Origin of the sequence: Streptomyces sp. NPDC026673 (assembly GCF_040638135.1) — a bacterium.
GTDB lineage: Bacteria > Actinomycetota > Actinomycetes > Streptomycetales > Streptomycetaceae > Actinacidiphila.
In genome coordinates, this window is sequence record NZ_JBEZXR010000001.1 from 222858 (window position 1) to 248630 (window position 25773).

Below are 25773 nucleotides of genomic sequence, written 5' to 3' on the forward strand. Positions count from 1 at the left end.
GCTACCGGGCGGTCGCGCTCCCGCTACGCGGGGGGCCCGCTCGTGTCCCCGGGCCGGCCGCGCTCACACCGTGCGCGGACGTGTCGCGCGACGTCGGGCACCGGTCATCAGACCGCGCACCGAGAAGGCGAATCCGACGGCCACCAGGGCCGCCGCCACCGCCATCCCGAGCGTGCCGTTGAGCGGCAGGACGATGCCGATGGCGCCGCCGATCACCCACGCCAGCTGGAGCGCGGTCTCCGAGCGGGCGAAGGCCGAGGTGCGCACCTCCTCCGGTACGTCGCGCTGGATCAGCGCGTCCAGCGAGAGCTTGCCGAGCGCTTGCGCGATGCCCGCCGCGGCCGCGACGACCGCGATGGTCAGCACCCCGTACCAGGCGGCCGCCACGCACGTCGCCGCCAGGGCGGCGGCCAGCGCGCTGATGATGATCCGCTCCGGGCCGCGGGCCCGCAGCCAGGAGCCCAGCGCGGTGCCGAAGGCGTTGCCCGTGCCCGCCGCCACGGCGACCAGCCCCAGCGAGACGGGCCCCGACAGGCCGCCCAGCGGATGCTCCCGCAACAGGAAGGCGAGGAAGAGGGTCAGGAAACCGGAGAGCGCCCGAAGCGACGCGTTGGCCTGCAGGGCGTGCAGCACCGGGCCGCCGACGCTCCGCAGCCCCGGCCGTTTCTCCCGCCACTGCCGGCCGAGGTGGCGGTGGGGCTCGCCGTCCTCGCCCGAGGTCAGCTCGGCGCGCGCCTCGCCCTTGGCGGAGTCCACCTTGTGCGGGAGGGAGAAGGAGAGCAGCGTGCCGCAGACGAACACCACGAACGCCCCGTACAGCGGCACGCCCGGGCCGATCAGGTGCAGCAGACCGCCGATCGGCGCCGCCACGGCCGTGGCCAGCAGGCCGGTCAGGCTCACCCGGGAGTTCGCCTTCACCAGCGTCGTCCGGGCGGGCAGCAGCCGTGGCATCACGGCGCTGCGCACCACGCCGTACGCCTTCGACGCGACGAGCACCCCCAGGGCGGCCGGATAGAGCTCGAGCCCGGCGGTCGCCACCACCCCGGCCATCGTCCAGGCCAGGATCGCCCGGGCCAGCATCGACATCGCCATGGCGGCGCGCCGGCCGTGCGGGATGCGGTCCAGCAGCGGCCCGATCACCGGGGCCAGCAGCGCGAACGGCGCCATCGTGACCAGCAGGTAGAGCGCCACGCGGCCGCGCGCCTCACCGGTCGGCACGGAGAAGAAGATCGTGCTGGCGAGCGCGACGGTGATCAGCATGTCGCCCGCGGAGTTCACCGCGTGCAGCTCGATCAGCTTCGCCAGGCCCGACTCGCCCGCCCCGCCCGAGTGCGTGTGACGTCGGACGCGCCGCACCACGGCGGTCGACGTACGCTGCGTGGCGCGCGCGACGGCGTTCCCCGCCCTGCGAACCGGTCCCGGGCCGGACGTCACTGTGCGTGCCACGCTCGCCAGTCTGCCCTACCGAGCGGCTTTCCGAACGGGGCGCGCACCGATAGCGTGCGATCGCGCAGAATGGAGTCATCAGGTGCGCCCGTGGACGTACGGGCAGGCAGCGTTTGAAGCGGTCCTCCGGTCCGCTCCGCCACCGCCCCGCCCGACCCTCGGCGGCGCACGCGTAAGACGGCGTAGGAGAGAATCGATTCTTGTGAGTGCTGCGATGCGAAGCCGTACCCCTGACCGCCTGTGCGCCGAGGCGGTCGACCTCGCCCTGGAAGCCGCCGTCGAGGCCTTCGGCGAGAAAGCGGTCGGCGAGCACCTCGGGGCGGTGGCCGAGGGTGACCGTGTCGTCACGCACCTCTTCGACTGCCGCGAGGACGCCTACCGCGGCTGGCGCTGGGCGGTCACGCTCACCCGCGCCTCCCGCGCCAAGGCGATCACGCTGGACGAGACGGTCCTCGTGCCCGGGCCCGAGGCGGTCCTCGCGCCCGAATGGGTGCCGTGGAGCGAGCGCCTGCGCCCCGGCGACCTCGGCCCCGGCGACCTGCTGCCCACCGAGGCCGAGGACCTGCGCCTGGAGACCGGCTTCTCGGGGGAGGACGCCCCGCCGCCGAACTCGCCGGTCTCGGAGGAGATGGCGGAACTGGTCGAGGCGGAGGACGCCGACGTCTCCGGCGGTCCTCCGGCGGCCCTGCCGCTGGCGCCCACGGTGGGCACGATCGCGGCCGTCGCCGAGGAGATCGGCATGGGCCGGCCGCGGGTGCTGTCCCGGTACGGCCTGCACGTCGCCGCGGACCGCTGGGAGGACGAGTACGGCCCCAAGGCCCCGATGGCCCAGGCCGCCCCCGCGCAGTGCGTCTCCTGCGGCTTCCTGGTGCCCATCGCGGGCTCCCTGCGGCAGGCTTTCGGGGTCTGCGCCAACGAGTTCTCCCCGGCCGACGGGCGCGTGGTCTCCCTCGCGTACGGGTGCGGCGCGCACTCCGAGGCCGCGGTCATGCCGAAGACGCCGCGGCCCGCGCCGCCCGTCCTCGACGAGACGGCGGTCGAGCCGCTCCCCCTCCACCCCGACCGCCACGGCTCCGTCGAGGACAGCACCCCGGCCGAGGAACTCGGCCACAGCTGACGGCTCCGCCGCGTCCGCCCCGTGGCCGCGCCGCGCCCAGGCGTCCGGTGGTTTCTGCGGTGGATCGTTTTCCGGGGTGTGCGTCGTTCCGGTGGGCGGTGGAGGCCGGTCGGCGCGGTCCGGGGTGGGCAGGCCCTCGTAGGGGCTGTGGCGTGTTGTCCGCGAGGGCGACGACCCGCCGGTCACGGGGGTGCCCCCGCGCCCTGCGGGACGACTGTCCGACACCCCACGCGGTAGCGTCACTCGCACAGGGCATGCGACACCGCGTGAGGGAGAAGACGACGTGAGCGGGACCGCGATGGACCGGGGCGCAGATCCGTTCGGGACCGTACGGCTGCGCCGGGCCGTGCTGGACGCGTGGGCCGCGTCGCCCGCCCGGTTCCGGGAGGACGCGAACGCCGAGGAGGACCTCGCGCTCGGCGGCTACCGCGACCGCCTCGTCATCGAGCTCGCCCAGAACGCCGCCGACGCCGCGACCCGCGCCGGGGTGACCGGCCGCCTGCGGCTGACCCTCCGCGAGGGTGTGCTCGCCGCCGCCAACACCGGTGCCCATCTCGACGCCGCGGGTGTGGAGTCCCTGTCGACGCTGCGCGCCAGCGCCAAGCGCGAGGAGGCGGACGGCGCCGTCGGCCGCTTCGGCGTGGGCTTCTCCGCCGTGCTGGCGGTCAGCGACGAGCCCGCGATCCTCAGCCGCAGCGGCGGTGTCCGCTGGTCCCTGGCCGAGGCCCGCGACCTCGCCCACGAGACGGGCGAGCGCTCCCCGGGGCTCACCGACGAGCTGCGCCGCCGCGACGGCCACGTACCGCTGCTGCGGCTGCCGCTGCCGGCCGAGGGCACCGCCCCGGACGGCTACGACACCTGTGTCGTGCTGCCGCTGCGCGACGGCGCCGCGCAGGACCTGGCGGCGCGTCTGCTCGCCGCGATCGACGACGCGCTGCTGCTGACGCTGCCCGCCCTGGCCGAGGTCGTCGTGGAGACGCCGGAGGGGGCGAGGACCCTCACCCGGCGCCAGGAGGACGGGCTGACCGTCGTCGCGGACAGCACCGGCGGCACCACCCGCTGGCGCACCGCGAGCGACGGCGGAACGCTGGAGCCGGAGCTGCTGGCCGACCGCCCGGTCGAGGAGCGGCTGCGGCCGGTGTGGTCGGTGACCTGGGCCGTCCCGGTGGACCCCGAGGGCGCTCCCGCGCGGCCGCGGACGGCCCCCTTCGTGCACGCCCCGACCCCGACGGACGAGGCACTGGGACTGCCCGCGCTGCTGATCGCCTCGCTGCCGCTGGACCCGACGCGGCGGCACGCCGCGCCCGGCGCGCTCACCGACTTCCTGATCGGGCGGGCGGCCGACCTGTACGTGGGGCTGCTCGCCGACTGGCAGCCCGTCGCCGCGGGCATCGTGGACCTCGTGCCGGGCCCGCTCGGCAAGGGCGAGCTCGACGCGGAACTGCGTCGCCACGTGCTGGAGCGGCTGCCGCGCACCGCCTTCCTGCCGCGCGCGGCCGATGTCCCGGGCACCGCCGAGGAGGACGAACTCCCGCCCGCGCTGCGCCCGGTGGAGGCCGAGGTCGTCGAGGGCACCGGCGCGGAGACCGTCCGTGTCCTGGCGGAGGTCTTCCCGACCCTGCTGCCCCCCGGTCTGGAGCGCCGCCCCGAACTGCGCGCCCTCGGCGTCGCGCGGCTGCCGCTGGGCGACGCGATCGACCGGCTCGCCGGGGTGGAGCGTCCCGCCGCCTGGTGGCACCGCCTCTACGACTCGCTGGCGGGCACCGACCCGGACCGGCTGAGCGGGCTGCCGGTGCCGCTGGCCGGAGGGCGCACGGTCGTCGGACCGCGCCAGGTGCTGCTGCCGCTCCCCGAGATGGACAGCGTCTACGCGGAGGAGGCGGCCCCGGTCAGCACCGGACTGCCCGCCGCCTCGGAACTCGCCCGGCTGGGCCTGAAGGTGGCCGACCCCGAGGCCGCGCACCCGCTGCTGGAGAAGCTCGGCGCCACGCCGGCCACCCCGCGCGCCGTCCTCACCACGCCCCAGGTGCGCGCGGCGGTGGCCGCGTCCCTGGACGCCGACGAGATGTGGGACGAGGACGCGCCCGCGCTGGACGCCGAGGAGCTCGCCGAGGTCGTCCTCGGTCTGGTCCGGGCCGCGAACCTCGCCCCCGGCGACGAGCCGTGGCTGGCCGCGCTGGCCCTCACCGACGACGAGGGCGAACTCGCGCCCGCCGGCGAACTCGTGCTGCCCGGCAGCGCCTTCGAGCAGGTCATCCGGGAGGGCGAACTCGGCTCCGTGGACGCGGACCTGGCCGCCCGCTGGGGCGAGCAGCCGATGACCGCGGTCGGCGTGCTCGCCACCTTCGCCCTGGTCCGGGCCACCGACGTGGTGCTCGACCCGGACGAGCTGGAGCCGCGCGAGAGCGACTGGGCCGAGCCGGACGACGCCGGTCTGCTCGACGCGGTCGACGTGTGGTGCGAGGACGTCCTCGACCAGTTGCCGGACACCGACGTGCCCCCGGTCGCGACCGAGATCGTCGCCGTGCGCGACCTGGATCTCGTCGACGACGACGCCTGGCCGCAGGCGCTGGCCATGCTCTCCGTGCCGCCGCTGCGCGACGCGGTCACCCAGCCGGTGCGGGTCCTGCTGCCGGACGGCACCACGACGTCCGTGCGTCCCTACACCGCCTGGTGGCTGCGCGACCACCCGGTCCTCGACGGCCGCCGCCCCGTCGGCCTGCGCGCCGCGGGCGGGGATCCGCTGCTCGCCGGGCTGTACGAGGACGCCGAGGCCGGGGCCGTGGACGACCAGGTACTGCGCGCCCTGGGGGTGCGCACGTCCGCCGCGGCCCTACTGGACGAGCCGGGCGGCGGCGCCGAACTGCTCGCCCGCCTCGCCGACCCGGACTCCGCGGTCACCCCGGCGCAGTTGCACCGGCTCTACTCCGAGCTGGCCACCCTCGACCCCGAGCAGGTCACCCTCCCCGACGAGCTGCGCGCCGTCGTCGACGGCCGCGAGCCGCGTGTCGTGGACGCCGCGGACGCCCTGGTGGCGGACGCCCCGGACCTGCTGCGGCTCGCCGCCGGCCGGCCGCTGCTCCCGGTGCCGCCGGTCCGCGCCGCCGCGCTGGCCGAGCTGTTCCAGGTGCGTCGGCTCAGTGAGGCCTTCGAGGCCCCGGTCGTCTCCGAAGGCGAGCCCCACGAGGTCGCCGACGCGGTCCGCGAACTGCTGCCGGGTGCTCCCCTGTCGTACGTCGAGCACGAGGAACTGCTGGTCCGCGCCCCCGACGGCGGCACCGTCGAGCTCGACTGGCGGTGGACCGACGGCACCCTGCACGCCGCCACGCTGGAGGGCGTCGCCGCCGGCCTGTCCTGGGCGGCCGGCGCCTGGCAGCGCCGCTTCGAAGTGGCCGCGCTGCTGGAGGACCCGACCCGCACGGAGGAACTGGCCCGCGACCGCTGGTTCGACTGATCCGGGGGCGGGCGTGTCCGCCGTCACACGCGCGTGTTCGTCGAAAAGGTTTCCGTGGAACGGGGGTTCGCGCGTACGCTCCCTCTCACCATTCGAGACGTCCCGTCGGGGGGAAGTGCGACGGGCGTCGCTTCACGTGGGGATTCTCAAGCATGCGTATTCGCGCCACTGTGGCCGCCGTTACCGGCGCCCTGGCACTGGCCTCGCTGGCCGTTCCGGCCGCGCAGGCGTCCGACAAGCCTGCCGCCTCCGCCCTTTCGACCTTCGCCGCCAAGGCGGGGGCGGACGAGGTCGTGGGTGACACCAAGATCACGAAGGTCGTCGTCAACGGCGGCAAGGACATCGTCCTCGGGACGACCGCCACGAAGACGGTCAGCCTGTCGGTGACCGCCACCGACCCGTCCGGCATCGAGGACGTGTTCGCCATCCTCTGGCACGGCACCGACCTCGAGTCCCCCGACGGTGTGGACGGAGGTGTGGTGCCGAACGAGGACACGGCCACCTGCACCGTCTCCGCCACCGACCCGGCGGTCTCGACCTGCAAGCTGACCTTCACGTTCGACCCGGCGATGGACCTCTACAAGAACGAGCTGGCCGGCACCTGGAAGGTGGCCGTCGGCGCCCTGGCCAAGGACGAGGACGGGGTGGTCAAGGACGCCGCCGCCACCACGAAGGTCAAGCGCAACGCCCGGCTGGTCACGTTCAACGCCTCGCCGGAGCCGGTGAAGAAGGGCAAGCCCATCACCGTCACGGGCAAGCTGGAGCGCGCGAACTGGGCGACCGGCAAGTACGCCGGCTACACCAGCCAGTCGGTGCAGCTGCAGTTCCGCAAGAAGGGCACCAGCACCTACAAGACGGTCAAGACCGTCAAGTCCAGCAGCACCGGTGCCCTGAAGACCACCGTCACGGCCTCCACCGACGGTTACTGGCGCTACAACTTCGTCGGCACCTCGACCACCGGTACGGCCGTCAGCACGTCCGACTTCGTCGACGTGAAGTAACCCGCCGGCAGTACCCCGAGGCGCCGGGTCCCCTCAGCGGGGGCCCGGCGCCTCGCGTTTCCCCGGAGCCGGCCCGCGAGCGCCGTTCCGGCCGAACCGGGGGCGGACGGGCGTGTCCGGCGTCACATACGCGTGTTCGCCGAAAGGATTTCCGTGGAACGGGGATACGCGCGTACGCTCCCTCTCACCATTCGAGACGTCCCGTCGGGGGGAGTACGACGGGCGTCGCTTCCAAGTGGGGATTCTCAAGCATGCGTATTCGCGCCACTGTGGCCGCCGTTACCGGCGCCCTGGCACTGGCCGCCCTCGCGGTCCCGTCCGCGCAGGCGGATGGCAAGGCGGGCCTCCTCGACCGCGCGCCGCACTCCAAGAAGGCGGCGGCAGCGGCGGAGGACGTCGTCGAGCCCACGATCTCCAAGGTCGTGATCAGCGGCGGCTCCGACATCGTCATCGGAACCTCCGCCAAGAAGACCGTCACCCTCTCGGTGACGGCGAGCAGCCCGTCCGGCATCCAGGACGGCTGGGCCGCCCTGTGGAAGGGCTCCGACCTGGAGAACTACGACCAGGTGTTCGGCCCCGAGGCGGACCACGGCACCTGCACCGTGTCCGCCACCGACCCCACGGTCTCGACCTGCAAGGTCACCGTCGACATCGACCCCAAGCTCTACCTCTGGAACGCCCTGGCGGGCGGCTGGAAGGTCTACGCCGACGCCCTCGGCAACGACGGCGGCTTCACCTCCGCCGACGCGTACACCACGGCGCACTTCAAGCGCTACGCCAAGCTCACGGTCAACGCCTCGCCGGAGCCGGTGAAGAAGGGCAAGACCATCACCGTCACGGGCAAGCTGACCCGTGCCAACTGGGACGACAGCCTGTACCACGGCTACACCAGCCAGTCGGTGCAGCTGCAGTTCCGCAAGAAGGGCACCAGCACCTACAAGACGGTCAAGACCGTCAAGTCCAGCAGCACCGGTGCCCTGAAGACCACCGTCACGGCCTCCACCGACGGTTACTGGCGCTACAACTTCGTGGGCACCTCGACCACCGGTACGGCGGTCAGCACGTCCGACTTCGTCGACGTGAAGTAAGCACGCCGGCAGTACCCCGAGGCGCCGGGTCCCCTCAGCGGGGGCCCGGCGCCTCGCGTTTCCCCGGCGGGGCGTCGGCGTCGTCGTCCATCCGCTCGACCCGGCGCCACACCAGTTCCAGCAGCGCCGCCGCCACCACCGCCACGGCGACGGCCGTCCAGGGGCCCCGCGTACCGACCAGGCGCAGCGCGAAGAACTCCTGCAGCCACGGGGTCACCAGGACGATCAGGAAACCCGCGCCCATGGCGAGGACCAGGGCGATCCGCCACCAGGTGTAGGGCCGCGCGACGAGCGCCAGCACCCACATGGCGACCAGGAAGAGGGTCAGCGTCGCGGCGCTGGTCTCCGCCTGCAGCGCGCCCGCGCCTTGGTAGTGATGGCGGGCCAGGATGTACGTCACGAAGGTGGCGACACCCGCGATCACCCCGGCGGGCAGCGAGTAGCGCATGACCCGGCGGACGAAGTGCGGCTGGGCCCGCTCCTTGTTGGGGGCGAGGGCGAGGAAGAAGGCCGGGACGCCGATGGTCAGGGTGGACAGCAGCGTCAGGTGCCGGGGCAGGAAGGGGTACGGCGCGTGCCAGATGATCACCAGCAGGGCGAGCAGCACCGAGTAGACGGTCTTGGTGAGGAAGAGCGTGGCGACGCGGGTGATGTTGCCGATGACCCGGCGGCCCTCGGCCACGACCGACGGCAGCGTCGAGAAGCTGTTGTTGAGCAGGACGATCTGCGCGACCGCCCGGGTCGCCTCGGAGCCGGAGCCCATGGCGACGCCGATGTCCGCGTCCTTGAGGGCGAGGACGTCGTTGACGCCGTCCCCGGTCATCGCCACGTTGTGGCCGCGTGACTGGAGCGCGCCCACCATCTCCCGCTTCTGCTGCGGCGTGACCCGGCCGAAGACCGCCCCCCGGTCGAGCGCGGCCGCCATCTCCGTCCGCTCGGCCGGCAGCCTGCGGGCATCGACCGTCCGCTCGGCACCCGGCAGCCCCAGCTTGCCTGCGACGGCGCCGACGGAGACCGCGTTGTCGCCGGAGATGACCTTGGCGTGGACGTCCTGTTCGGCGAAGTAGCGCAGGGTATCGGCGGCGTCGGGGCGCAGCCGCTGCTCCAGGACGACCAGTGCGGCCGGAACGGCGGCGGTGCCCTCCGCCGGGTCGCCGAGGTCCGTCCCGGTCCGGGCGAGCAGCAGCACCCGCAGGCCCTGGGCGTTGAGGCCGTCGATCTCGCCGAGCGCCCGGTCGCCGGCGGGCAGCAGCACGTCCGGGGCGCCGAGCAGCCAGGCGCTGCGCTCCCCGCCCGGTTCGTCGAAGGCGGCACCGCTGTACTTGCGGGCGGAGGAGAAGGGCAGCGCCTCCAGGACCCGCCAGCCGCCGTCGGGGGCGGGGAAGGCCGCGGCGACGGCGGCGAGGGTGGGGTTGGGGCGCGGGTCGGCGGCGCTGACCGCGCCGAGCACCTGCCGGATGTACGCCTCGGGGACACCGTCCAGCATCCGCAGTTCGGCGACGTCCATCCCGCCCTCGGTCAGGGTGCCGGTCTTGTCGAGGCAGACCACGTCCACCCGGGCCAGTCCCTCGATCGCGGGCAGCTCCTGGACCAGGCACTGCTTGCGGCCCAGCCGGACCACGCCGATCGCGAAGGCCACCGAGGTGAGCAGGACCAGCCCCTCGGGCACCATCGGCACGATGCCGCCCACCATGCGGCGGACCGCCTCGCGCCAGTCGTTGTCCTCCAGGACGAGCTGGCTGACGATCAGGCCGATCGCGGTGGGGACCATCATCCACGTCACGTACTTGAGGATCTGGCTGATGCCGCTGCGCAGTTCGGAGTGGACGAGCGTGAAGCGGCTCGCCTCCTCGGCGAGTTGTGCCGCGTAGGCCTCCCGTCCGACCTTGGTGGCGGTGAAGGCCCCGCCGCCCGCGACGACGAAGCTGCCGGACATGACGGTGTCGCCCGGTTGCTTGACGACCGGGTCGGCCTCGCCGGTCAGCAGCGACTCGTCGACCTCCAGGCTGTCGGCCTCGGCCACCTCGCCGTCGACCACCACCTTGTCGCCCGGCCCGAGTTCGATGAGGTCGCCCAGGACGATCCCGGAGGTGGAGACCCGCGTCGGCACCCCGTCGCGGCGGACGGTGGGTCTGGCCTCGCCGATCACGGCGAGTCCGTCCAGGGTCTTCTTGGCGCGCCACTCCTGGAAGATGCCGATGCCGGTGTTGGCGATGATGACGAAGCCGAAGAGGCCGTCCTGGATCGGTCCCACCACCAGGATGATCAGGAAGAGCACTCCGATGATCGCGTTGAAGCGGGTGAAGACGTTCGCGCGAACGATTTCGGCCAGCGAGCGCGAAGAGCGCACCGGGACGTCGTTGACCTCGCCCCGCGCCACCCGCTCCGCGACCTCGGCCGCGGTCAGCCCGCCGAGCGTCGCCGGTACCGTCCCGGCGGCGTCCCGCCGCGTGCTTTCCGTCATGAAACCGACGGTACGTGGACGGCGGCGCCCTCGGCGCGGCGAGGGGTCCGCTCTCGGGGACATCTCCGGGGCGCCGTACGACCGGCGGCGCGGGCGCCGGCCGCCGACCCCCGGGGCCGGGTCAGTCCCCTGCGGCGGTCTCGGCGGCGCGGGCCCGCGCTATGGCGTCCCGGCGGGCGCGGACGTACCACAGGCCGATGAGGCCGAGGCCGCCACCGGCGAGGCAGGTCCAGATCCACCAGGCGTGGCCGTGGTCGGCGTACCAGCCGTAGAAGGGGAGCTGGACCAGGAAGAGCGCGAACCAGACGACCGTGCCGACGGTGACGGTCGCGACGTCGTTCGCCTCCAGAGGCGCCGGGGCCTCGCGCAACTCGGTCGTCCCCTTGCTGTGGCTGCTGCTGCTCATACCGCACAGCGTACCCAGGTGCCCAGGGGGGTCTACGCGCGGAGATAGCGTTTGGACCGCTCATATGTTCATACTGAAACGGTCCGAGGCTGACTGGTTTCAGTCGTAGGAACCTCCAAAACCCCCCACGCAAGGACCAGCATGTCCCCGTCGACCACCGCCAAGGTCGTGCCCAGCTCCCCGACCCCGCCGCCGACGGCCGCCCATGGCGCGCTCGACCGGTTCTTCCGGATCACCGAGCGGGGGTCCTCCGTCCCCCGCGAGATCCGCGGTGGTCTGGCCACCTTCTTCGCGATGGCCTACATCATCGTCCTGAACCCGATCATCCTGAGCTCGGGCGTGGACAAGTACGGCCACCACCTCGACGGCGGCCAGCTGGTCACCGCCACCGTCGTGACCGCCGCCTTCACCACGCTGCTCATGGGTGTCATCGGCAACGTGCCGATCGCGCTGGCCGCGGGCCTCGGGGTGAACAGCATCGTCGCCCTCCAGCTGGCGCCGAAGATGAGCTGGCCGGACGCGATGGGCATGGTGGTCCTCGCCGGTCTCGCGATCATGGTGCTGGTCGCCACGGGCCTGCGGGAGCGGGTGATGAGCGCGGTGCCGCTCGGCCTGCGCAAGGCGATCGCCATCGGCATCGGCCTGTTCATCGTGCTGATCGGCCTGGTCGACTCCGGCTTCGTGACCCGCATCCCGGACGCCGCGCACACCACCGTCCCGCTGCAGCTGGGCGCGGGCGGCCATCTGACCGGCTGGCCGGTGCTGATCTTCATCCTCGGCGTGCTGCTGACCCTCGGGCTGATCATCCGCAAGGTGCCCGGCGCCATCCTGATCAGCATCGTCGCGATGACGCTCCTCGCGCTCGTCGTCGACGCCGTGGCGAACGTCAAGGACTCCGCCTGGGGTCTCACCGTCCCGCAGTGGCCCGGAAACCCGGTCGCCAGTCCCGACTTCGGGCTGATCGGCAAGGTGAGCCTGTTCGGCGGCTTCCAGGAGGTCGGTGTGCTCACCGGCATCCTGTTCGTCTTCACCGTGCTGCTGAGCTGCTTCTTCGACGCGATGGGCACCATCCTCGGCGTCAGCGACGAGGCGCACCTGCTGGACTCCAAGGGCGACCTGCCCGGGATGAGCCGGGTGCTGATGGTGGACGGCATCGCCACCGCCGCCGGAGGCTTCACCTCCTGCTCGGCCAACACCTGCTACGCGGAGTCCACCGCGGGCGCCGGCGAGGGCGCGCGTACCGGCCTCGCCTCGATCGCCACCGGTCTGCTCTTCGTCGTCGCGCTGTTCTTCGCGCCACTGGCCACCATGGTCCCGGCCCAGGCGGCCACCCCCGCGCTGGTCGCGGTGGGCTTCCTGATCATGGCGGGCAGCATCCGGGAGATCGACTGGAGCGACTACACGATCTCCATCCCGGCGTTCCTGACGATGCTGCTCATGCCGTTCACCTACTCGATCACCAACGGCATCGGCATCGGCTTCATCACCTTCTGCGCGCTGCGACTGGTGGCGGGGCGCGGCCGTGAGGTCCCGCCCGCGCTCTACGCGGTGTCGGCGGTCTTCGCCTTCTACTACCTGATGCCGGCGCTGGGCCTGACGTAGCCGCCGGTGTAGAACTGCTCGGTCTCGTCGACGGAGGCCTTGAGCCTCTCGTCGAAGTCATCGCGAATGAGCGTCCGGACGATGTAGTCCTGGACGCTCATTCCGCGTTTGGCGGCGTGAGCCTGGAGACGGTCCAGCAGGTCCCCGTCTATGCGCATGCTGAGCACTCTCGAAGCCATGGCCCAAGGGTCCGGCGGGTCTGTCCGGGCATGCCTCGTTTTCGGGGCGGAACTCACCCGGATGGGTGACTTCCTTGACGAATGTGTTTGGTCGTGGCGGGGCCGTGCCCCGATTTTTCTTAGCAAGAGTAATGAGCTAGTCTAATAAACGTGACCGAACTGTCCGAGGACGACCGCGCGGCGGTGAGCACACTGCGCGGTGCCGTGATGCGGCTCTCCCGCCGACTGCGCCACCACCGGGTCGACGAGTCCCTGAGCCCGACGGAGATGTCCGTGCTGGGTACCCTCGCGCGCTGCGGTTCCGCCACCCCGGGGGAACTGGCCCGCAAGGAGCACGTCCAGCCGCCGTCGATGACCCGGATCGTCGCCATGCTCGAGTCCAAGGGGCTGGTGCACCGCGATCCGCACCCGGACGACCGCCGCCAGGTCGTCGTCCGGCAGACGGAGCAGGCGGAGGCGATGCTCGAGGAGAGCAGGGCGCGGCGCAACGCGTTCCTGGCCGAGCTCATGGCCACCCTCACGGAGGAGGAACGCGCGGTGCTCCGGGAGGCCGCGCCCGTCCTGGAGAAGCTCGCTCACGCCGACGCAAGGACCCGATGAGGAGGAGGCGAGACCGGATTGAGTTCGGCAGCCGCATCAGACGCCGCACCCGAACCGAACACCCCCGACCAGGCCGGACCGGCGGGCACCGCCGACCCGGCCGACCTGCCCACCCCGGCGGGCGCCGACGCCGCCGCGGGTGCCGCGGGACCGGTCGAGGCGTCCGGTCCGGACCGGACGGGCCGTCCGGGCCACCCGGTCGCGGCCGCCGGCCGCGGGGGCACGTTCAGCTCGCTCCGCAACCGCAACTACCGGCTGTTCGCCGGCGGCGCGCTCGTCTCCAACACCGGCACCTGGATGTCCCGCATCGCGCAGGACTGGCTGGTGCTGAGCCTCACCGGGTCGTCCTTCGCCGTCGGCATCACCACCGCGCTGCAGTTCCTCCCCATGCTGCTCTTCGGGCTCTACGGCGGCGTCATCGCCGACCGCTACTCCAAGCGCCGCATCCTGCTGCTCACCCAGGTCGCCATGGGCCTGCTGGGCCTCGCCCTCGCCGCCCTGACCCTGAGCGGAGCCGTCCAGGTCTGGCACGTGTACGCCATCGCCTTCGGCCTCGGCATGGTCACCGTGATCGACAACCCCACCCGGCAGGCGTTCGTCGTGGAGATGGTCGGCCCCGCCGACGTCCGCAACGCGGTCTCCCTGAACTCCGCCAACTTCCAGAGCGCCCGCCTCGTCGGTCCCGCCGTCGCGGGCGCGCTGATCACCGCGGTCGGCAGCGGCTGGGCCTTCCTCTTCAACGGCCTGTCCTTCCTGGCGCCGCTCGCCGGCCTGCTGCTCATGCGCCGCTCCGAGCTGTACCAGGTGCCCACCGCGCCGCGCGGCAAGGGCCAGCTGCGCGAGGGGCTGCGCTACGTGGCCGGGCGGCCCGAGCTGATCTGGCCCATCGTGCTGGTCGGCTTCATCGGCACCTTCGCGTACAACTTCCCGATCTGGCTCACCGCCTTCGCCGACCACGTCTTCCACGGCGACGCCGGGATGTACGGCCTGTTCAACTCGGTACTGGCGGTCGGCTCCGTCGTCGGCGCGCTGCTGGCGGCCCGGCGGGGCAGCACCCGGTTGCGGCTGCTGGTCGGCGCGGCGCTCGGGTTCGGCCTGCTGGAGGTCGTGGCGGCGCTGGCGCCGACCTACTGGATCTTCCTGGTCCTGATGCTGCCGATCGGCGTCTTCGGTCTGACCTTCAACACCACCGCCAACGCCAGCGTCCAGCTCGCGACCGACCCCGCCATGCGGGGCCGCGTCATGAGCCTGTTCATGATGGTCTTCGTGGGCGGTACACCGCTGGGCGGTCCGCTCGTCGGCTGGATCACCGACGTCTTCGGGGCCCGGACCGGTTTCCTCGCGGGCGGGCTGGTCGCCGCCGCGTCGGCCGTCTGTGTCGGACTCGTCCTGGCCCGGCTGGGCGGGCTGCGGCTCAAGATCGACCTGCACCGCGGCAAGGACCACAAGCTGATCGAGTTCGTGCCGCGGGAGTCGGAGTCGGTGGCCGCCTGAGCGCGTCCCCGGCCCGGCCGGGCGGCCCGGTCAGACGACGGCGACCCGGCGCCGGTTGCGGAACTGGCGCATCAGCTCGGCCCACACCAGCAGGCCGGTCACCGGGGCGGTGGCCGCGAAGAGCATGTGCACGTAGTCCTCGCCCAGGCTCGACGAGGCCCACAGGCTCCACGCCAGCGCGGCCACCACGCCCACCGCGGTCAGGAACCACGAGGGCAGCTCGCGGCGGTCGTCGACGATCGCCGCGGCCGTGCCCAGCCCGCCGCCGATCACCAATCCCATGACCAGGACGGCGCGGGTCCAGTCCGGGGCGCCGATGACGTCCTGCAGCACGGGTTTGGTGTGCAGCTGGCGGTAGGTGATCAGCAGGCTGGCGACGTAGACGGTCACCAGCGTTCCCAGGCTGAGCGCTCTCACGAGCCGGCCGAGCGTACCCCGCTCTCCACCGGGCATGACATCCCCCCATTGCCGTAACTCGGCCGAAATGGCCGGTTATGGCTCAACAGAATGCCGGAAATCGGATGAACGGCACAGGGGATCGGCGAAACCGGGGCGGTCCCGCGCGGCCTCAGGACGTGCCCGCTTCCGCGTCGTAGCGCTCGCGGGCCTCGATGACCTCCTCGATGTGCTCCTCCGCCCAGTCCTTCACGGCGGAGAACAGCACGGCCAGGCTCTCGCCCAGCGGCGTCAGCGCGTAGTCCACCCGTACGGGCACCGACGGTGTGACGGTCCGCGCGACCAGCCCGTCCCGCTCCAGGGTGCGCAGCGTCTGCGTGAGCATCTTCTGGCTGACGCCCGCGATGCGGCGGCCCAGGTCGCTGTAGCGCTGCGGGCCGTCCTTGAGCGCGGCCATGAGCAGGCCGGCCCACTTGTCACTGATCCGGATGAGCAACTGGTTCGTCGGGCAGCCCTTCATGAACGCGTTGTAGGCCGAGCGGGCCTCCTCGCGCCGCTGGGACGCGGTGGTCGTCGCCATGGAGCTCCCTTCCGGACTTCCCGGTGCGGTACGCACTTCCGGGTACGTACTTACCCAGAGAGAGTAGCTCTCCCTAGGTTTGCGGTGAAGGCGGGACTGCCCGCCGCACATCCTCGGAAACAGGGAGCTTCTGCCATGCGTGCTGTCGTGATCAGGGAATTCGGTGGGCCCGAGGTGCTGGAGGTCGTCGAGACGCCGCTGCCCGAGCCGGGCCCCGGCGAGGTCCGGGTGCGGGTCGCCGCCGCCGGGCTCAATCCCGCCGACCTCGCCGTACGGGCCGGCCTGCTCGGGGCCGGGGCGCTGGTGCCCGGCGCCTTCCTCGGGCTCGGCTGGGACGTCGCGGGGACCGTGGACGCGCTCGGCGCCGGGGTCTCCGGCTTCACGACGGGTACGGCCGTCGTGGGCTCCGCGGGCGGGTTCGGACGGCGGATCAAGGCGCACGCCGAGTACGTGGTGCTGGACGCGGACGCCGTTGCCGCGGCCCCCTCGTCCGTCGACCCCGTCCACGCCGCCACCCTCCCCACCAACGCCCTCACCGCCGACCAGGCGCTCGGCCTGCTCGGCGCCCGCCCCGGCGACCGCGTGCTGGTCACCGGCGCCGCGGGCGCGGTCGGGGGCTACGCCGTCCAGCTGGCCCGCCACGCGGGGCTGCGCGTCATCGCCCTGGCCCGCCCCGCCGACGCCCCGCTGCTGCGGGAGCTGGGCGCCGACGAGGCCGTCTCGTCCCTGGACCGCGTCCGTGCCGACGCCGTCCTGGACGCTGCGGGGCTCGGGGCCCCCGCCCTGGCGGCGGTGCCGGACGGCGGCGGCTATGTCACCGTGCGGCCCGACGCGGTACCCGCGGCCGAGCGCGGCATCCGGGTCGCCGCCGTCCAGGTCCGGCCGGACGGGGTCCGTCTCGCGGAGCTCGTGGCCCTGCTGGACCGGGGGGTGCTCACCACGCGGGTGGCCGACACCTACCCGCTGGCGGAGGCCGCCAAGGCCCACGCCCGCCTCGCCGAGGGGGGCGTGCGGGGGAGGCTCATGCTGGTGCCGTGACCCCGATGACGGCGACCGGAGGCGCTTCATCGTTTCGAGTGAATGTGCGATCGGGGCGCCCCGGGCGGGCGGCGGCTGCGTGAGAATCGGAGGTGTCGTCAGTCGGATGCGCGGAGCCCCTGGAGGACCGATGAGCTCACAGCCCCACTCGGGCCCTGCGGGGCACTCCTACGTCGCCGACGACCCGGAGACCGCACTGAAGTTCGCGATCCAGCACATGCGGGGGGACCGGGTGCAGCTGGTCGAGGGGGCGATCGACCAAGTGCCGCCGACCTGGGACCACGAAGACGTCGCGGACAAGGTCCGGGAGCAGATCCGGCCTGCCCTTCGCCTGCTCGGGTGTATCGCAGGCTCAGGCAATCTCGATCTGCCGGGGTCGAACAACTGGTATGTGCCCGATCTGGCCGTGGTGCCCCGCGAACTCGCCAAGGGCGCCCGGGCGCTGCTGCCCGATCAGACCCTGCTGGTGGTGGAGGTGACCTCCGAGTCCAACGGCGACACCGATCGGATCGTCAAACGCCGCCGCTACGCCGAGTACGGCGCCCCGTTGTACCTGCTCGTCGACCGGCAGGAGCGCAGCTGCACCCTGTACGCGGAGCCGGGGGAGCTCGGCTACCGGGCGGTGGACGGCCCGCACCCCTTCGGCACGCCGCTGCGGCTGCCGGAGCCGTTCGGACTGGAGCTGGACACCGCGGAGTTCTGAGGTCCGGCGCCGGTCGCGGTCCGCCGTCTCACAGCCCGTCCGCCAGCAGCTCCGCGAGGTGCCGGGCGCGTACCCCGCCGAGCTGGGCGAGCTGGGTGCGGCAGGAGAAGCCGTCCGCCAGGACGGCCGTGCCGGGGCGGGCGGCGCGGACGGCGGGCAGCAGACGCTCCTCGGCGCAGGCGACGGAGACCTCGTAATGGCCGCGTTCGAAGCCGAAGTTACCGGCCAGGCCGCAGCAGCCGGAGGCCAGGGTGCCGGTGAGGCCCGCGCGGGCGCGCAGCCGGCGCTCGGCGGCGTCGCCCAGGACGGCGTGCTGGTGGCAGTGGGTCTGGCCGGTGACCGCCCGGCCGAGGCGGGGCGGCGTCCAGCCGGGGGCCGTCTCCTCCAGCACCTGCGCGAAGGTGCGCACCGAGCCCGCCAGGGCCGCCGCCTCATCGGTGCCCAGGAGTTCGGGCAGATCGGTGCGGAGCGCCGCCGCGCAGCTCGGTTCCAGGACGACGACGGGATGCCCTGCCGCCACCACCGGGACCATCCGCCGCACCGTACGGCGCATCACCCGGCGGGCCCGGTCGAGCCGTCCGGTCGAGACCCAGGTCAGACCGCAGCACACGCGTCCCGGCGGCAGCACCACCCGCAATCCGGCCGCCCGGAGGACGCGTACGGCGGCGCGGCCGACCTCGGGGGAGAAGCGGTCGGTGAAGGTGTCCGGCCACAGCACCACGGTCCCTCCCGCTGCCGGTGCGGGCTCCTGCCGCCGCCACCAGTGCACGAAGGACTCCTCGGCCAGTGGCGGCAGTTCCCGCTCGGGCGCGACGCCCGCCGCCCGCTTGCCCAGGGCCGCCAGCGGCCCCACCCGTGCCAGGGCGTTCACCGTTCCGGCGACCGGGGCCGCCGCGCGCAGCCACGTCGGCAGCCCGCCCATCAGATAGTGCGAGGCGGGCCGCGGCCGCCGCCGGTAGTGGTGGTGGAGGAACTCCGCCTTGTAGGTGGCCATGTCGACGCCGACCGGGCAGTCCGAGCGGCAGCCCTTGCAGGACAGGCACAGGTCGAGGGCGTCCAGGACCTCCGGCGAGCGCCAGCCGCCGGTGACGATCTCGCCGGCGAGCATCTCGTGCAGCAGTCGGGCCCGGCCGCGTGTGGAGTGCCGTTCCTCGCCCGTCGCCCGGTAGGACGGGCACATGACGCCCGCGCCCGGACCTCCTTCCGTGTCGCGGCACTTGGCGACGCCGACGCAGCGGCGCACCGCCGCCGAGAAGTCCCCGCCGTCGTCGGGGTAGCCGAAGGCGACATCGACCGGCCGGCGCGGCAGGACCGCGAAGCGCAGGTTGGCGTCGAGCGGTTCGGGCCGCACCAGCATGCCCGGGTTGAGGCCGCCCGCCGGGTCCAGGACGTCCTTGAACCGGCCGAAGAGGGCCACCAGTTCGCCGCCGTACATCCTGGGCAGCAACTCCGCGCGGGCCTGCCCGTCGCCGTGCTCCCCCGACAGGGAGCCGCCGTGCGCGACGACGAGATCCGCGACCTCCTCGGAGAAGTGCCGGAAGCGGGCCACGCCCGCCGCGTCGAGCAGGTCGAAGTCGATGCGCACATGGATGCAGCCGTCGCCGAAGTGCCCGTACGGCGCCCCGCGCAGCCCGTGCCCGCGCAGCAGCGCGCGGAAGTCGCGCAGGTAGGCGCCGAGCCGCGCGGGCGGCACCGCGCAGTCCTCCCAGCCCGGCCACGCCTCCGTCCCGTCCGGCATCCGGGTGGCGGTGCCGGCGGCCTCCTCGCGGATGCGCCACAGCGTGCGCTGCGCGACGGGATCGGTCACGACGGCCGAGTCGTACGCGTCGGCGAGCCGCCGCAGCGCCTCCGCCTCGCCGGTGCCGGGCATCTCGACGAAGAGCCAGGCGCCGCCCCGGGGCAGCAGATCGGCGGCCTCCCCGCCCACCAGGTCGGCGGCCATGCCCTCGACCGTCAGCGGTCCGTACGGCAGCAGGCCGTTCGCGGCGTCGGCCGCGGCGCTCTCGTCCGCGTAGCCGAGGACCACCAGGACGCGGACCGGCGGTGCCGGCACGAGCCGGACCTCGGCCTCGGTGATCACGGCGAGCGTGCCCTCGCTGCCGGTCAGGGCGCGGGCCAGGTCCCGGCCGCGTTCGGGGAGCAGTGCGTCGAGGGCGTAGCCGGAGATACGGCGGGGGAGCTGTTGCGGATAGCCGGTGCGCAGCAGGGCGAGATGGCCGTCGACCAGTTCCCGCAGGTCGGCGCGGAGCGGGTCGGCGGTGCGCAGCGGTTCGCCGCCGTAGGTCAGGCACTCCAGGGCCCGGACGTTGTCGGCGGTGGTGCCCCAGGCCACGGAGTGCGCGCCGCAGGCGTTGTTGCCGATCATGCCGCCGAGGGTGCAGCGGCTGTGGGTGGACGGATCGGGTCCGAAGGTCAGCCCGTACGCGGCGGCCGCCCGCCGCAGGTCGTCCAGGACGACCCCGGGCTGCACACGGGCGGTCAACGCCTCGGGGCTGAGTGACACGATCCGGTGCATGTGCCGGGTGAAGTCGAGCACGACCCCCGTGCCCGTCGCCTGCCCGGCGATCGACGTGCCGCCGCCGCGCGGCACCACCGGCACCCCGTGCGCCCGGCACACGGCGAGCGCCGCGGCCACGTCCTCGGCGTCGTGCGGCGCGACCACGGCCAGCGGGACGCGCCGGTAGTTGGACGCGTCCATCGTGGCCAGCGCCCTGCTCTGCGCGTCGAAGGAGACCTCGCCCCGTACGGCCCGCTCCAGTTCGCGGCGCAGTCCGTGCCGCAGTTCGTCCGCCATGCCCCTCAGCCTGCCCCGCCGCGCCGGATGTCTCACCGGATGGACCAGGGCCCGTAACCGGGTCGTCACGCACTACGCTGCGAGACGTGGCCGAGATCCAGATTCCCGCTGACATCAAGCCCGCCGACGGACGTTTCGGTTCGGGCCCCTCCAAGGTGCGGCCGGAGGCGCTCAGCGCGCTGGCCGCGACGGGCACCTCGCTGATGGGCACCTCTCACCGGCAGGCGCCGGTGAAGGACCTGGTCGGCCGGGTCCGCGACGGCATCCGCGAGCTCTTCTCGCTCCCCGAGGGCTACGAGGTGGTGCTCGGCAACGGCGGCTCCACCGCCTTCTGGGACATCGCCACGCACGGCCTGATCGAGCGCAGGTCGCAGCACCTCACCTTCGGCGAGTTCTCCTCCAAGTTCGCCAAGGCGGCCAAGATGGCGCCATGGCTGGACGAGCCGACCGTGATCTCCACCGACCCGGGCTCCCACCCCGAGGCGGCCGCCGAGGCGGGCGTGGACGTCTACGCCTTCACCCACAACGAGACCTCCACCGGTGTCGCGATGCCGCTGCGGCGCGTCGCCGGCGCCGACGAGGGCGCCCTCGTCCTGGTGGACGCCACCTCCGGCGCGGGCGGCCTGCCGGTCGACATCGCCGAGACCGACGTCTACTACTTCGCCCCGCAGAAGTCCTTCGCCGCCGACGGCGGCCTGTGGATCGCCGCGTTCTCCCCCGCCGCGCTGGAGCGCGCCGAGCGGATCGCCGCGTCCGGCCGCCACATCCCGGCCTTCTTCGACCTGCCGACCGCGATCGACAACTCGAAGAAGAACCAGACCTACAACACCCCGGCGCTCGCCACCCTCTTCCTGCTGAACGACCAGCTGGAGTGGATCAACGGCCAGGGCGGTCTGGACTGGGCCGTCTCGCGCACCGCCGACTCCTCCTCGCGCCTGTACACCTGGGCCGAGAAGTCCGAGCACGCCACGCCGTTCGTCACCGACCCGGCCAAGCGCTCCCAGGTCGTCGGCACGGTCGACTTCGCCGAAGGGATCGACGCCGCGGCGATCGCCAAGGTGCTGCGCGCCAACGGCATCGTCGACACCGATCCGTACCGCAAGCTGGGCCGCAACCAGCTGCGCGTCGCGATGTTCCCGGCCGTCGACCCGGCGGACGTCGAGGCGCTGACCGCGTGCATCGACTTCGTCGCCGAGCGGCTCTGACCGCGAGCGGGACCACGAGCCGGTGGGCGGGGCGGTGATCGCCCCGCCCACCGGCGTCTTCGGGCCTTCCGGCCTCCTCAGCGGCGGCCCCGGCGCAGCAGGCGGCGTCCACCCACCAGCACGGCGGCGACCGCGGCCAGGGTGAGGGCGCCCAGCGCGAACTGCCGGGTCGACCCCGTGTCCTGCGCGCCCGCACCGGCGGCGTCCGCCGAGGAGCTCCCCCCGGGGCCGGGGGAGGAGGCGGCGCGGCGGGTCGACTCGGGGAGGTCGTCGCCGGTCAGCGGGACGCGCCAGACCTCGCTGTCCTCGCCCTCGCTGCCGTACATCAGGGCCCGGCCGTCCGGCGTGAAGGCCACGGACTCGCCCTGCCGCTGCAGCGGCACGTGCATCTGGTCGATCCGGCGCGCGGTGCCGTCGGCCCACCGGTACATCAGGGCGCCGAAGTAGCCGCGCAGCACCAGCCGTGTGCCGTCCGGCGAGAAGGCGCCGTCGGTGATCCACAGCGGGATGGCGGCGATGCGGCGGAAGACGTTGGTGCCGTTCGGGGAGAGCTTCGCCGGGCCCTCGTAGAGGCCGCCGCCGTCCTCGTTCTTGCTCGCGATGTACACCCGCCCGGACTTCGGGTCGACCATCATCGCCTCGGCGTTGCGCGGGCCCTTGTCGTAGGTGACGGTGAACTGCGTCGCGGTCACCGTCTGGTCCGCCAGCCGCTTCGGTTCCGGGAAGCGGTAGATCCACACATGCGGCCAGGAGCCGCCGAGGTTGTCCCCGATGTCGCCGACGTACAGCGATCCGTCCGGCCCCATCGAGATCGCCTCGACGTCGCGCGGGCTGCCGACGCCGCGCAGGGTGACGGTGGCGACCGTCTTGCCCGTCGCGGAGTCGACGGCGTAGACGTACGGGCCGTCGTCGCTGTCGTTGTGCGTCCAGTAGACGCCCTTGTGGAGGCGGCTCGCGACCAGGCCGCTCGACTCGGTGATCCGCGGGTCCGTCACGGTGAAGGCCACGGACTCCCCGTCGTCGGCGGCCGCGGTGCCGACCAGGGGACCCAGGAGGAGGACGGAGGCCGCGGCCGCGGCGAGCAGTGCGCGCATGCGCCAAGCCTGCCAGGTGGACGGCTCAGGCGAAGTCGAGGCCGCCGGTGCGGCTGCGCTTGAGCTCGAAGAAGGTGGGGTGGCCGGCCAGGGCCCGGACGCCGTCGAAGAGCCGCGCCGCCTCCTCGCCGCGCGGGATCGAGGTGAGGACGGGGCCGAAGAACGCCGCCCCGTCGATGTGCAGGGTGGGCGTGCCGACCTCCTCCCCGACCGGGTCCATGCCCTCGTGGTGGCTCCTGCGCAGCTCCTCGTCGTACGCGGCGCTCCGGGCCGCCCCGGCCAGTTCCGGCGGCAGGCCCGCCTCCGTCAGCGCCTCGCGCAGCACCTCGTCGGAGGCCGGGCGGTCCTGTACGTGCAGCCGGGTGCCGAGGGCGGTGTAGAGCCCGCGCAGTACGTGCTCCCCGTGGTGCCGCGCGGCCGCGACGCACACCCGCACCGGCCCCCAGCCGGTGGCGAGCAGCCGCTCGTAGCGTTCGGGCAGGCCCTGGCGGCCTTCGTTGAGCACCGACAGGCTCATCACCCTGAAGCGCAGGTCGAGTTCGCGTTCCCGCTCCACCTCCAGGATCCAGCGGGAGGTGATCCAGGCGAAGGGGCAGATGGGGTCGAAGTAGAAGTCCACCGAGTGCGTCATGCCCGTCACCATAGAAACGGAACGGCCCGCTCGGCAGGGCCATTCACCGGCTCCGCCCATGGGCCAATACGCCGGGCCGCCCGGCCGTGCCCGCGCCCCGGCAGTGACGGCCGTAACACCGCGGGACCCGAGGTCAGACCCCTGCCGGCGGGTCCGCGGGCCCTATGATCCGGTCCATGTCCAGCGCACTCCCCGGCCCCGGCGACGGGCCCCGCCGCACGCACGGACGCCGTACGCACGGACGCCGCACGGCGTGGATGTTCGTCGGCGACTCCATGACCATCGGCAGCGCGGGGGAGCACACCTGGCGCTACCGCATGTGGCAGCACCTGCGGTCGCTGGGAACCGAGGGCGAGGACTTCGAGATCGTCGGCCCGCGCACCGCGCTCTACGACCCCGCGGCGGACGCGGCCGTCTCGCACGCCTACGCCGACCCCGCCTTCCCCGCCTCCGCCCGCCGGCACCTCGCCGGCTGGGGCGAGGGGTGGCTGCACATGGCGCCGCTCATCGGGGACGCCGTCCGGGAGCACCGTCCGGACGTCCTGCTGGTCTCGCTCGGGCTGATCGACCTCGGCTTCTACACCAACCCCGGGCAGACCGAGGCCAATGTGCGGCTCTTCGTCGAGCGGGCGAGGGCGGCCAACCCCCGGGTGGCCGCCGTGCTGCTGCCCGTCATACCCAACTCGCGCTGCGACCGGGACCCCGGATTCGGTTCGCAGTGCGAGGAGTTCAACACCCGCCTGGCCAAGACCGTCGCCGACCTCGGCACCCCCGCCTCGCCGCTGCTGCTGGCCTCCCGCCCGGCCGGCTACGACATCACGCGGGACACCTACGACGGCACCCACCCCAACACCTCCGGGGAGCACCGATTGGCCGCCGCGTTCGCCGACGCCGCGCACCAGGCGTGGGGGCTCGGCGCGCCCTACCGGCGCCCCCTCAACTCCGCTTGATTCGAGCGCACTCCAAGGGATTGGCTTGTGCTCCATGGAGTACACACAGCTCGGACGCACCGGACTCAAGGTCAGCCGGCTCGTACTGGGAACGATGAACTTCGGCCCGCAGACGGACGAGGCCGACAGCCACGCCATCATGGACGCCGCTCTCGACGCGGGCGTCAACTTCTTCGACACCGCCAACGTCTACGGCTGGGGCGAGAACAAGGGCCGCACCGAGGAGATCATCGGCAGCTGGTTCGCCAAGGGCGGCGGCCGCCGCGACAAGACGGTCCTGGCGACCAAGGTCTACGGCAACATGGGCGGCGACGGCGCCCCCTGGCCGAACGACGACAAGCTCTCCGCGCTCAACATCCGCCGTGCCGCCGAGGCGAGCCTGAGGCGCCTGGGCACCGACCACATCGACCTCTACCAGTTCCACCACATCGACCGCGCGACGCCGTGGGAGGAGATCTGGCAGGCGATCGACGTCCTGGTCCAGCAGGGCAAGGTGCTCTACGCCGGGTCGTCCAACTTCCCCGGCTGGGGCATCGCCAAGGCCAACGAGGCCGCCGCGAGGCGCCCTTCACTCGGCCTGGTCAGCGAGCAGTGCCTGTACAACCTGGCCGAGCGCCGTGCCGAGATGGAGGTCATCCCGGCCGCGCAGGAGTACGGCCTGGGCGTCATCCCCTGGTCGCCGCTCCACGGCGGCCTGCTGGGCGGCGCGCTGCGCAAGGAGCGCGAGGGCGGCGGTTCCCGCTCCACCTCCGGCCGCAGCGCCGACTCGCTGAAGAACAGCGCGCTGCGCGACCAGGTCCAGGCGTACGAGGACGCGGTCGACAAGGCCGGCCTGCGGCCCGGTGACGTCGCCCTGGCCTGGCTGCTGGGCCGTCCCGGCGTCACCGGCCCGATCGTCGGCCCGCGCACCCGCGAGCAGCTGGACTCCGCGCTGCGCGCCGTGGAACTGGAGCTGCCGGCGGAACTGCTCGCCGAGCTGGACGAGATCTTCCCGGGTCCGGGCCCGGCGCCGGAGGCCTTCGCCTGGTAGGCGTCCGGAGCGGCTTCCCCGTCGTGCGCCCGGTCGCAGATTCACCCGGTCGGGCGCACGATGAGGGTATGACCACAGCCAAAGAGATCATGCACCCCGGCGCCCGCGCGATACCGGCGACCGAGACTCTCGACCGGGCCGCGCAGCTCATGCGCGAGCTCAACGTCGGCGCGCTGCCGGTCCACGACGTGAACGACCGGATGTGCGGCATTATCACCGACCGGGACATCGTCACCAAGTGCATCGCCGCGGGCCGCGACCCCTCCAAGGTGACCTGCGGCGACCTGTGCGAGGGCACGCCCCGCTGGATCGACGCGAACGCCGACGTCTCCGACGTCCTCACCGAGATGGAGTCGCACCGCATCAAGCGGCTCCCGGTCGTCGAGGACAAGAAGCTGATCGGCATCATCACCGAGGCCGATCTGGCCCGCCACCTCACCGACGAACAGGTTGCGGAGTTCGTCGAGAAGGTCTACGCCGGAGCCTAGGCCGCCCCGCCCC

The 25773-nt window shown here is 73.1% G+C and carries 22 protein-coding genes; 13 read left to right on the top strand and 9 right to left on the bottom strand.

What is annotated here, in order from left to right; genetic code table 11:
• Positions 1 to 63: 63 nt before the first annotated feature.
• Positions 64 to 1455, bottom strand: coding sequence for an MFS transporter (locus AB0F62_RS01090; RefSeq protein WP_361790798.1), 1392 nt, complete (start codon positions 1453 to 1455; stop codon positions 64 to 66).
• Between the two features lie 205 nt (positions 1456 to 1660).
• On the opposite strand from AB0F62_RS01090, the gene AB0F62_RS01095 reads away from it, so the two are divergent.
• The 4 genes from AB0F62_RS01095 to AB0F62_RS01110 all read left to right on the top strand — a co-directional run bounded on the left by AB0F62_RS01095 (position 1661) and on the right by AB0F62_RS01110 (position 8106).
• Positions 1661 to 2563 (top strand): DUF3027 domain-containing protein, encoded by a 903-nt coding sequence (locus AB0F62_RS01095; RefSeq protein ID WP_361790530.1) that lies wholly within the window; start codon positions 1661 to 1663, stop codon positions 2561 to 2563.
• A gap of 298 nt (positions 2564 to 2861) precedes the next feature.
• Positions 2862 to 6017: a molecular chaperone Hsp90 gene (locus AB0F62_RS01100; RefSeq protein ID WP_361790801.1), complete on the top strand. Its 3156-nt coding sequence runs from the start codon at positions 2862 to 2864 to the stop codon at positions 6015 to 6017.
• A gap of 152 nt (positions 6018 to 6169) precedes the next feature.
• Positions 6170 to 7018: a calcium-binding protein gene (locus tag AB0F62_RS01105; protein WP_361790533.1), complete on the top strand. Its 849-nt coding sequence runs from the start codon at positions 6170 to 6172 to the stop codon at positions 7016 to 7018.
• A gap of 251 nt (positions 7019 to 7269) precedes the next feature.
• Entirely contained in the window at positions 7270 to 8106 is an 837-nt protein-coding gene (locus AB0F62_RS01110; protein WP_361790536.1) for a calcium-binding protein, read from the top strand.
• A gap of 34 nt (positions 8107 to 8140) precedes the next feature.
• On the opposite strand, the gene AB0F62_RS01115 is transcribed toward AB0F62_RS01110, so the two are convergent.
• Positions 8141 to 10570 carry an HAD-IC family P-type ATPase gene (locus tag AB0F62_RS01115; RefSeq protein WP_361790539.1) on the bottom strand — a complete coding sequence of 810 codons (2430 nt, stop codon included), beginning with the start codon at positions 10568 to 10570 and terminating at the stop codon, positions 8141 to 8143.
• 121 nt (positions 10571 to 10691) lie between these two features.
• A complete protein-coding gene (locus AB0F62_RS01120) occupies positions 10692 to 10976 on the bottom strand; it encodes a DUF2530 domain-containing protein (RefSeq protein ID WP_361790542.1) in 285 nt (94 codons plus the stop codon).
• A 141-nt stretch (positions 10977 to 11117) separates the two neighbouring features.
• On the opposite strand from AB0F62_RS01120, the gene AB0F62_RS01125 reads away from it, so the two are divergent.
• Entirely contained in the window at positions 11118 to 12578 is a 1461-nt protein-coding gene (locus AB0F62_RS01125) for an NCS2 family permease (RefSeq protein ID WP_361790545.1), read from the top strand.
• Here the strand turns inward: AB0F62_RS01125 and AB0F62_RS01130 are convergent.
• The gene (locus tag AB0F62_RS01130; RefSeq protein WP_361790548.1) at positions 12548 to 12757 is read right to left on the bottom strand and encodes a ribbon-helix-helix protein, CopG family; all 210 of its coding nucleotides are present in this window, start codon (positions 12755 to 12757) and stop codon (positions 12548 to 12550) included. The genes AB0F62_RS01125 and AB0F62_RS01130 overlap by 31 nt on opposite strands.
• 150 nt (positions 12758 to 12907) lie before the next feature.
• Between AB0F62_RS01130 and AB0F62_RS01135 the strand changes: the two genes are divergently transcribed.
• Positions 12908 to 13357, top strand: coding sequence for a MarR family transcriptional regulator (locus tag AB0F62_RS01135; RefSeq protein WP_361790551.1), 450 nt, complete (start codon positions 12908 to 12910; stop codon positions 13355 to 13357).
• An 18-nt stretch (positions 13358 to 13375) separates the two neighbouring features.
• Positions 13376 to 14851 (top strand): MFS transporter, encoded by a 1476-nt coding sequence (locus tag AB0F62_RS01140; RefSeq protein WP_361790554.1) that lies wholly within the window; start codon positions 13376 to 13378, stop codon positions 14849 to 14851.
• Positions 14852 to 14881: 30 nt separating this feature from the next.
• Here AB0F62_RS01140 and AB0F62_RS01145 read toward each other — a convergent pair whose 3' ends face one another.
• Positions 14882 to 15268 (bottom strand): hypothetical protein, encoded by a 387-nt coding sequence (locus tag AB0F62_RS01145; RefSeq protein WP_361790557.1) that lies wholly within the window; start codon positions 15266 to 15268, stop codon positions 14882 to 14884.
• 151 nt (positions 15269 to 15419) lie between these two features.
• Complete coding sequence (locus AB0F62_RS01150) at positions 15420 to 15827, bottom strand: helix-turn-helix domain-containing protein (protein ID WP_361790560.1); 408 nt, start codon at positions 15825 to 15827, stop codon at positions 15420 to 15422.
• A 135-nt stretch (positions 15828 to 15962) separates the two neighbouring features.
• Between AB0F62_RS01150 and AB0F62_RS01155 the strand changes: the two genes are divergently transcribed.
• Together AB0F62_RS01155 and AB0F62_RS01160 are read left to right on the top strand one after the other, a co-directional pair.
• Positions 15963 to 16865 (top strand): NADP-dependent oxidoreductase, encoded by a 903-nt coding sequence (locus AB0F62_RS01155; RefSeq protein ID WP_361790563.1) that lies wholly within the window; start codon positions 15963 to 15965, stop codon positions 16863 to 16865.
• 130 nt (positions 16866 to 16995) lie between these two features.
• Positions 16996 to 17568, top strand: coding sequence for a Uma2 family endonuclease (locus tag AB0F62_RS01160; protein ID WP_361790566.1), 573 nt, complete (start codon positions 16996 to 16998; stop codon positions 17566 to 17568).
• Positions 17569 to 17596: 28 nt separating this feature from the next.
• Here the strand turns inward: AB0F62_RS01160 and AB0F62_RS01165 are convergent, their stop codons facing one another.
• Positions 17597 to 20362, bottom strand: a complete 2766-nt coding sequence (locus AB0F62_RS01165) for an FAD-binding and (Fe-S)-binding domain-containing protein (protein ID WP_361790569.1) — start codon at positions 20360 to 20362, stop codon at positions 17597 to 17599.
• A gap of 86 nt (positions 20363 to 20448) precedes the next feature.
• On the opposite strand from AB0F62_RS01165, the gene serC reads away from it, so the two are divergent.
• Positions 20449 to 21567 (top strand): phosphoserine transaminase, encoded by a 1119-nt coding sequence (gene serC / locus AB0F62_RS01170; protein WP_361790572.1) that lies wholly within the window; start codon positions 20449 to 20451, stop codon positions 21565 to 21567.
• Positions 21568 to 21644: 77 nt separating this feature from the next.
• Here serC and AB0F62_RS01175 read toward each other — a convergent pair whose 3' ends face one another.
• Together AB0F62_RS01175 and AB0F62_RS01180 are read right to left on the bottom strand one after the other, a co-directional pair.
• Positions 21645 to 22661, bottom strand: coding sequence for a hypothetical protein (locus AB0F62_RS01175; RefSeq protein WP_361790575.1), 1017 nt, complete (start codon positions 22659 to 22661; stop codon positions 21645 to 21647).
• A gap of 25 nt (positions 22662 to 22686) precedes the next feature.
• Positions 22687 to 23292: a disulfide bond formation protein DsbA gene (locus tag AB0F62_RS01180; RefSeq protein ID WP_361790578.1), complete on the bottom strand. Its 606-nt coding sequence runs from the start codon at positions 23290 to 23292 to the stop codon at positions 22687 to 22689.
• A 257-nt stretch (positions 23293 to 23549) separates the two neighbouring features.
• Between AB0F62_RS01180 and AB0F62_RS01185 the strand changes: the two genes are divergently transcribed.
• The 3 genes from AB0F62_RS01185 to AB0F62_RS01195 all read left to right on the top strand — a co-directional run bounded on the left by AB0F62_RS01185 (position 23550) and on the right by AB0F62_RS01195 (position 25760).
• Positions 23550 to 24242 (top strand): GDSL-type esterase/lipase family protein, encoded by a 693-nt coding sequence (locus AB0F62_RS01185; RefSeq protein WP_361790804.1) that lies wholly within the window; start codon positions 23550 to 23552, stop codon positions 24240 to 24242.
• A gap of 34 nt (positions 24243 to 24276) precedes the next feature.
• Positions 24277 to 25272 carry an aldo/keto reductase gene (locus AB0F62_RS01190; RefSeq protein ID WP_361790581.1) on the top strand — a complete coding sequence of 332 codons (996 nt, stop codon included), beginning with the start codon at positions 24277 to 24279 and terminating at the stop codon, positions 25270 to 25272.
• Between the two features lie 68 nt (positions 25273 to 25340).
• Positions 25341 to 25760 carry a CBS domain-containing protein gene (locus AB0F62_RS01195; RefSeq protein ID WP_361790584.1) on the top strand — a complete coding sequence of 140 codons (420 nt, stop codon included), beginning with the start codon at positions 25341 to 25343 and terminating at the stop codon, positions 25758 to 25760.
• Positions 25761 to 25773: the final 13 nt, after the last annotated feature.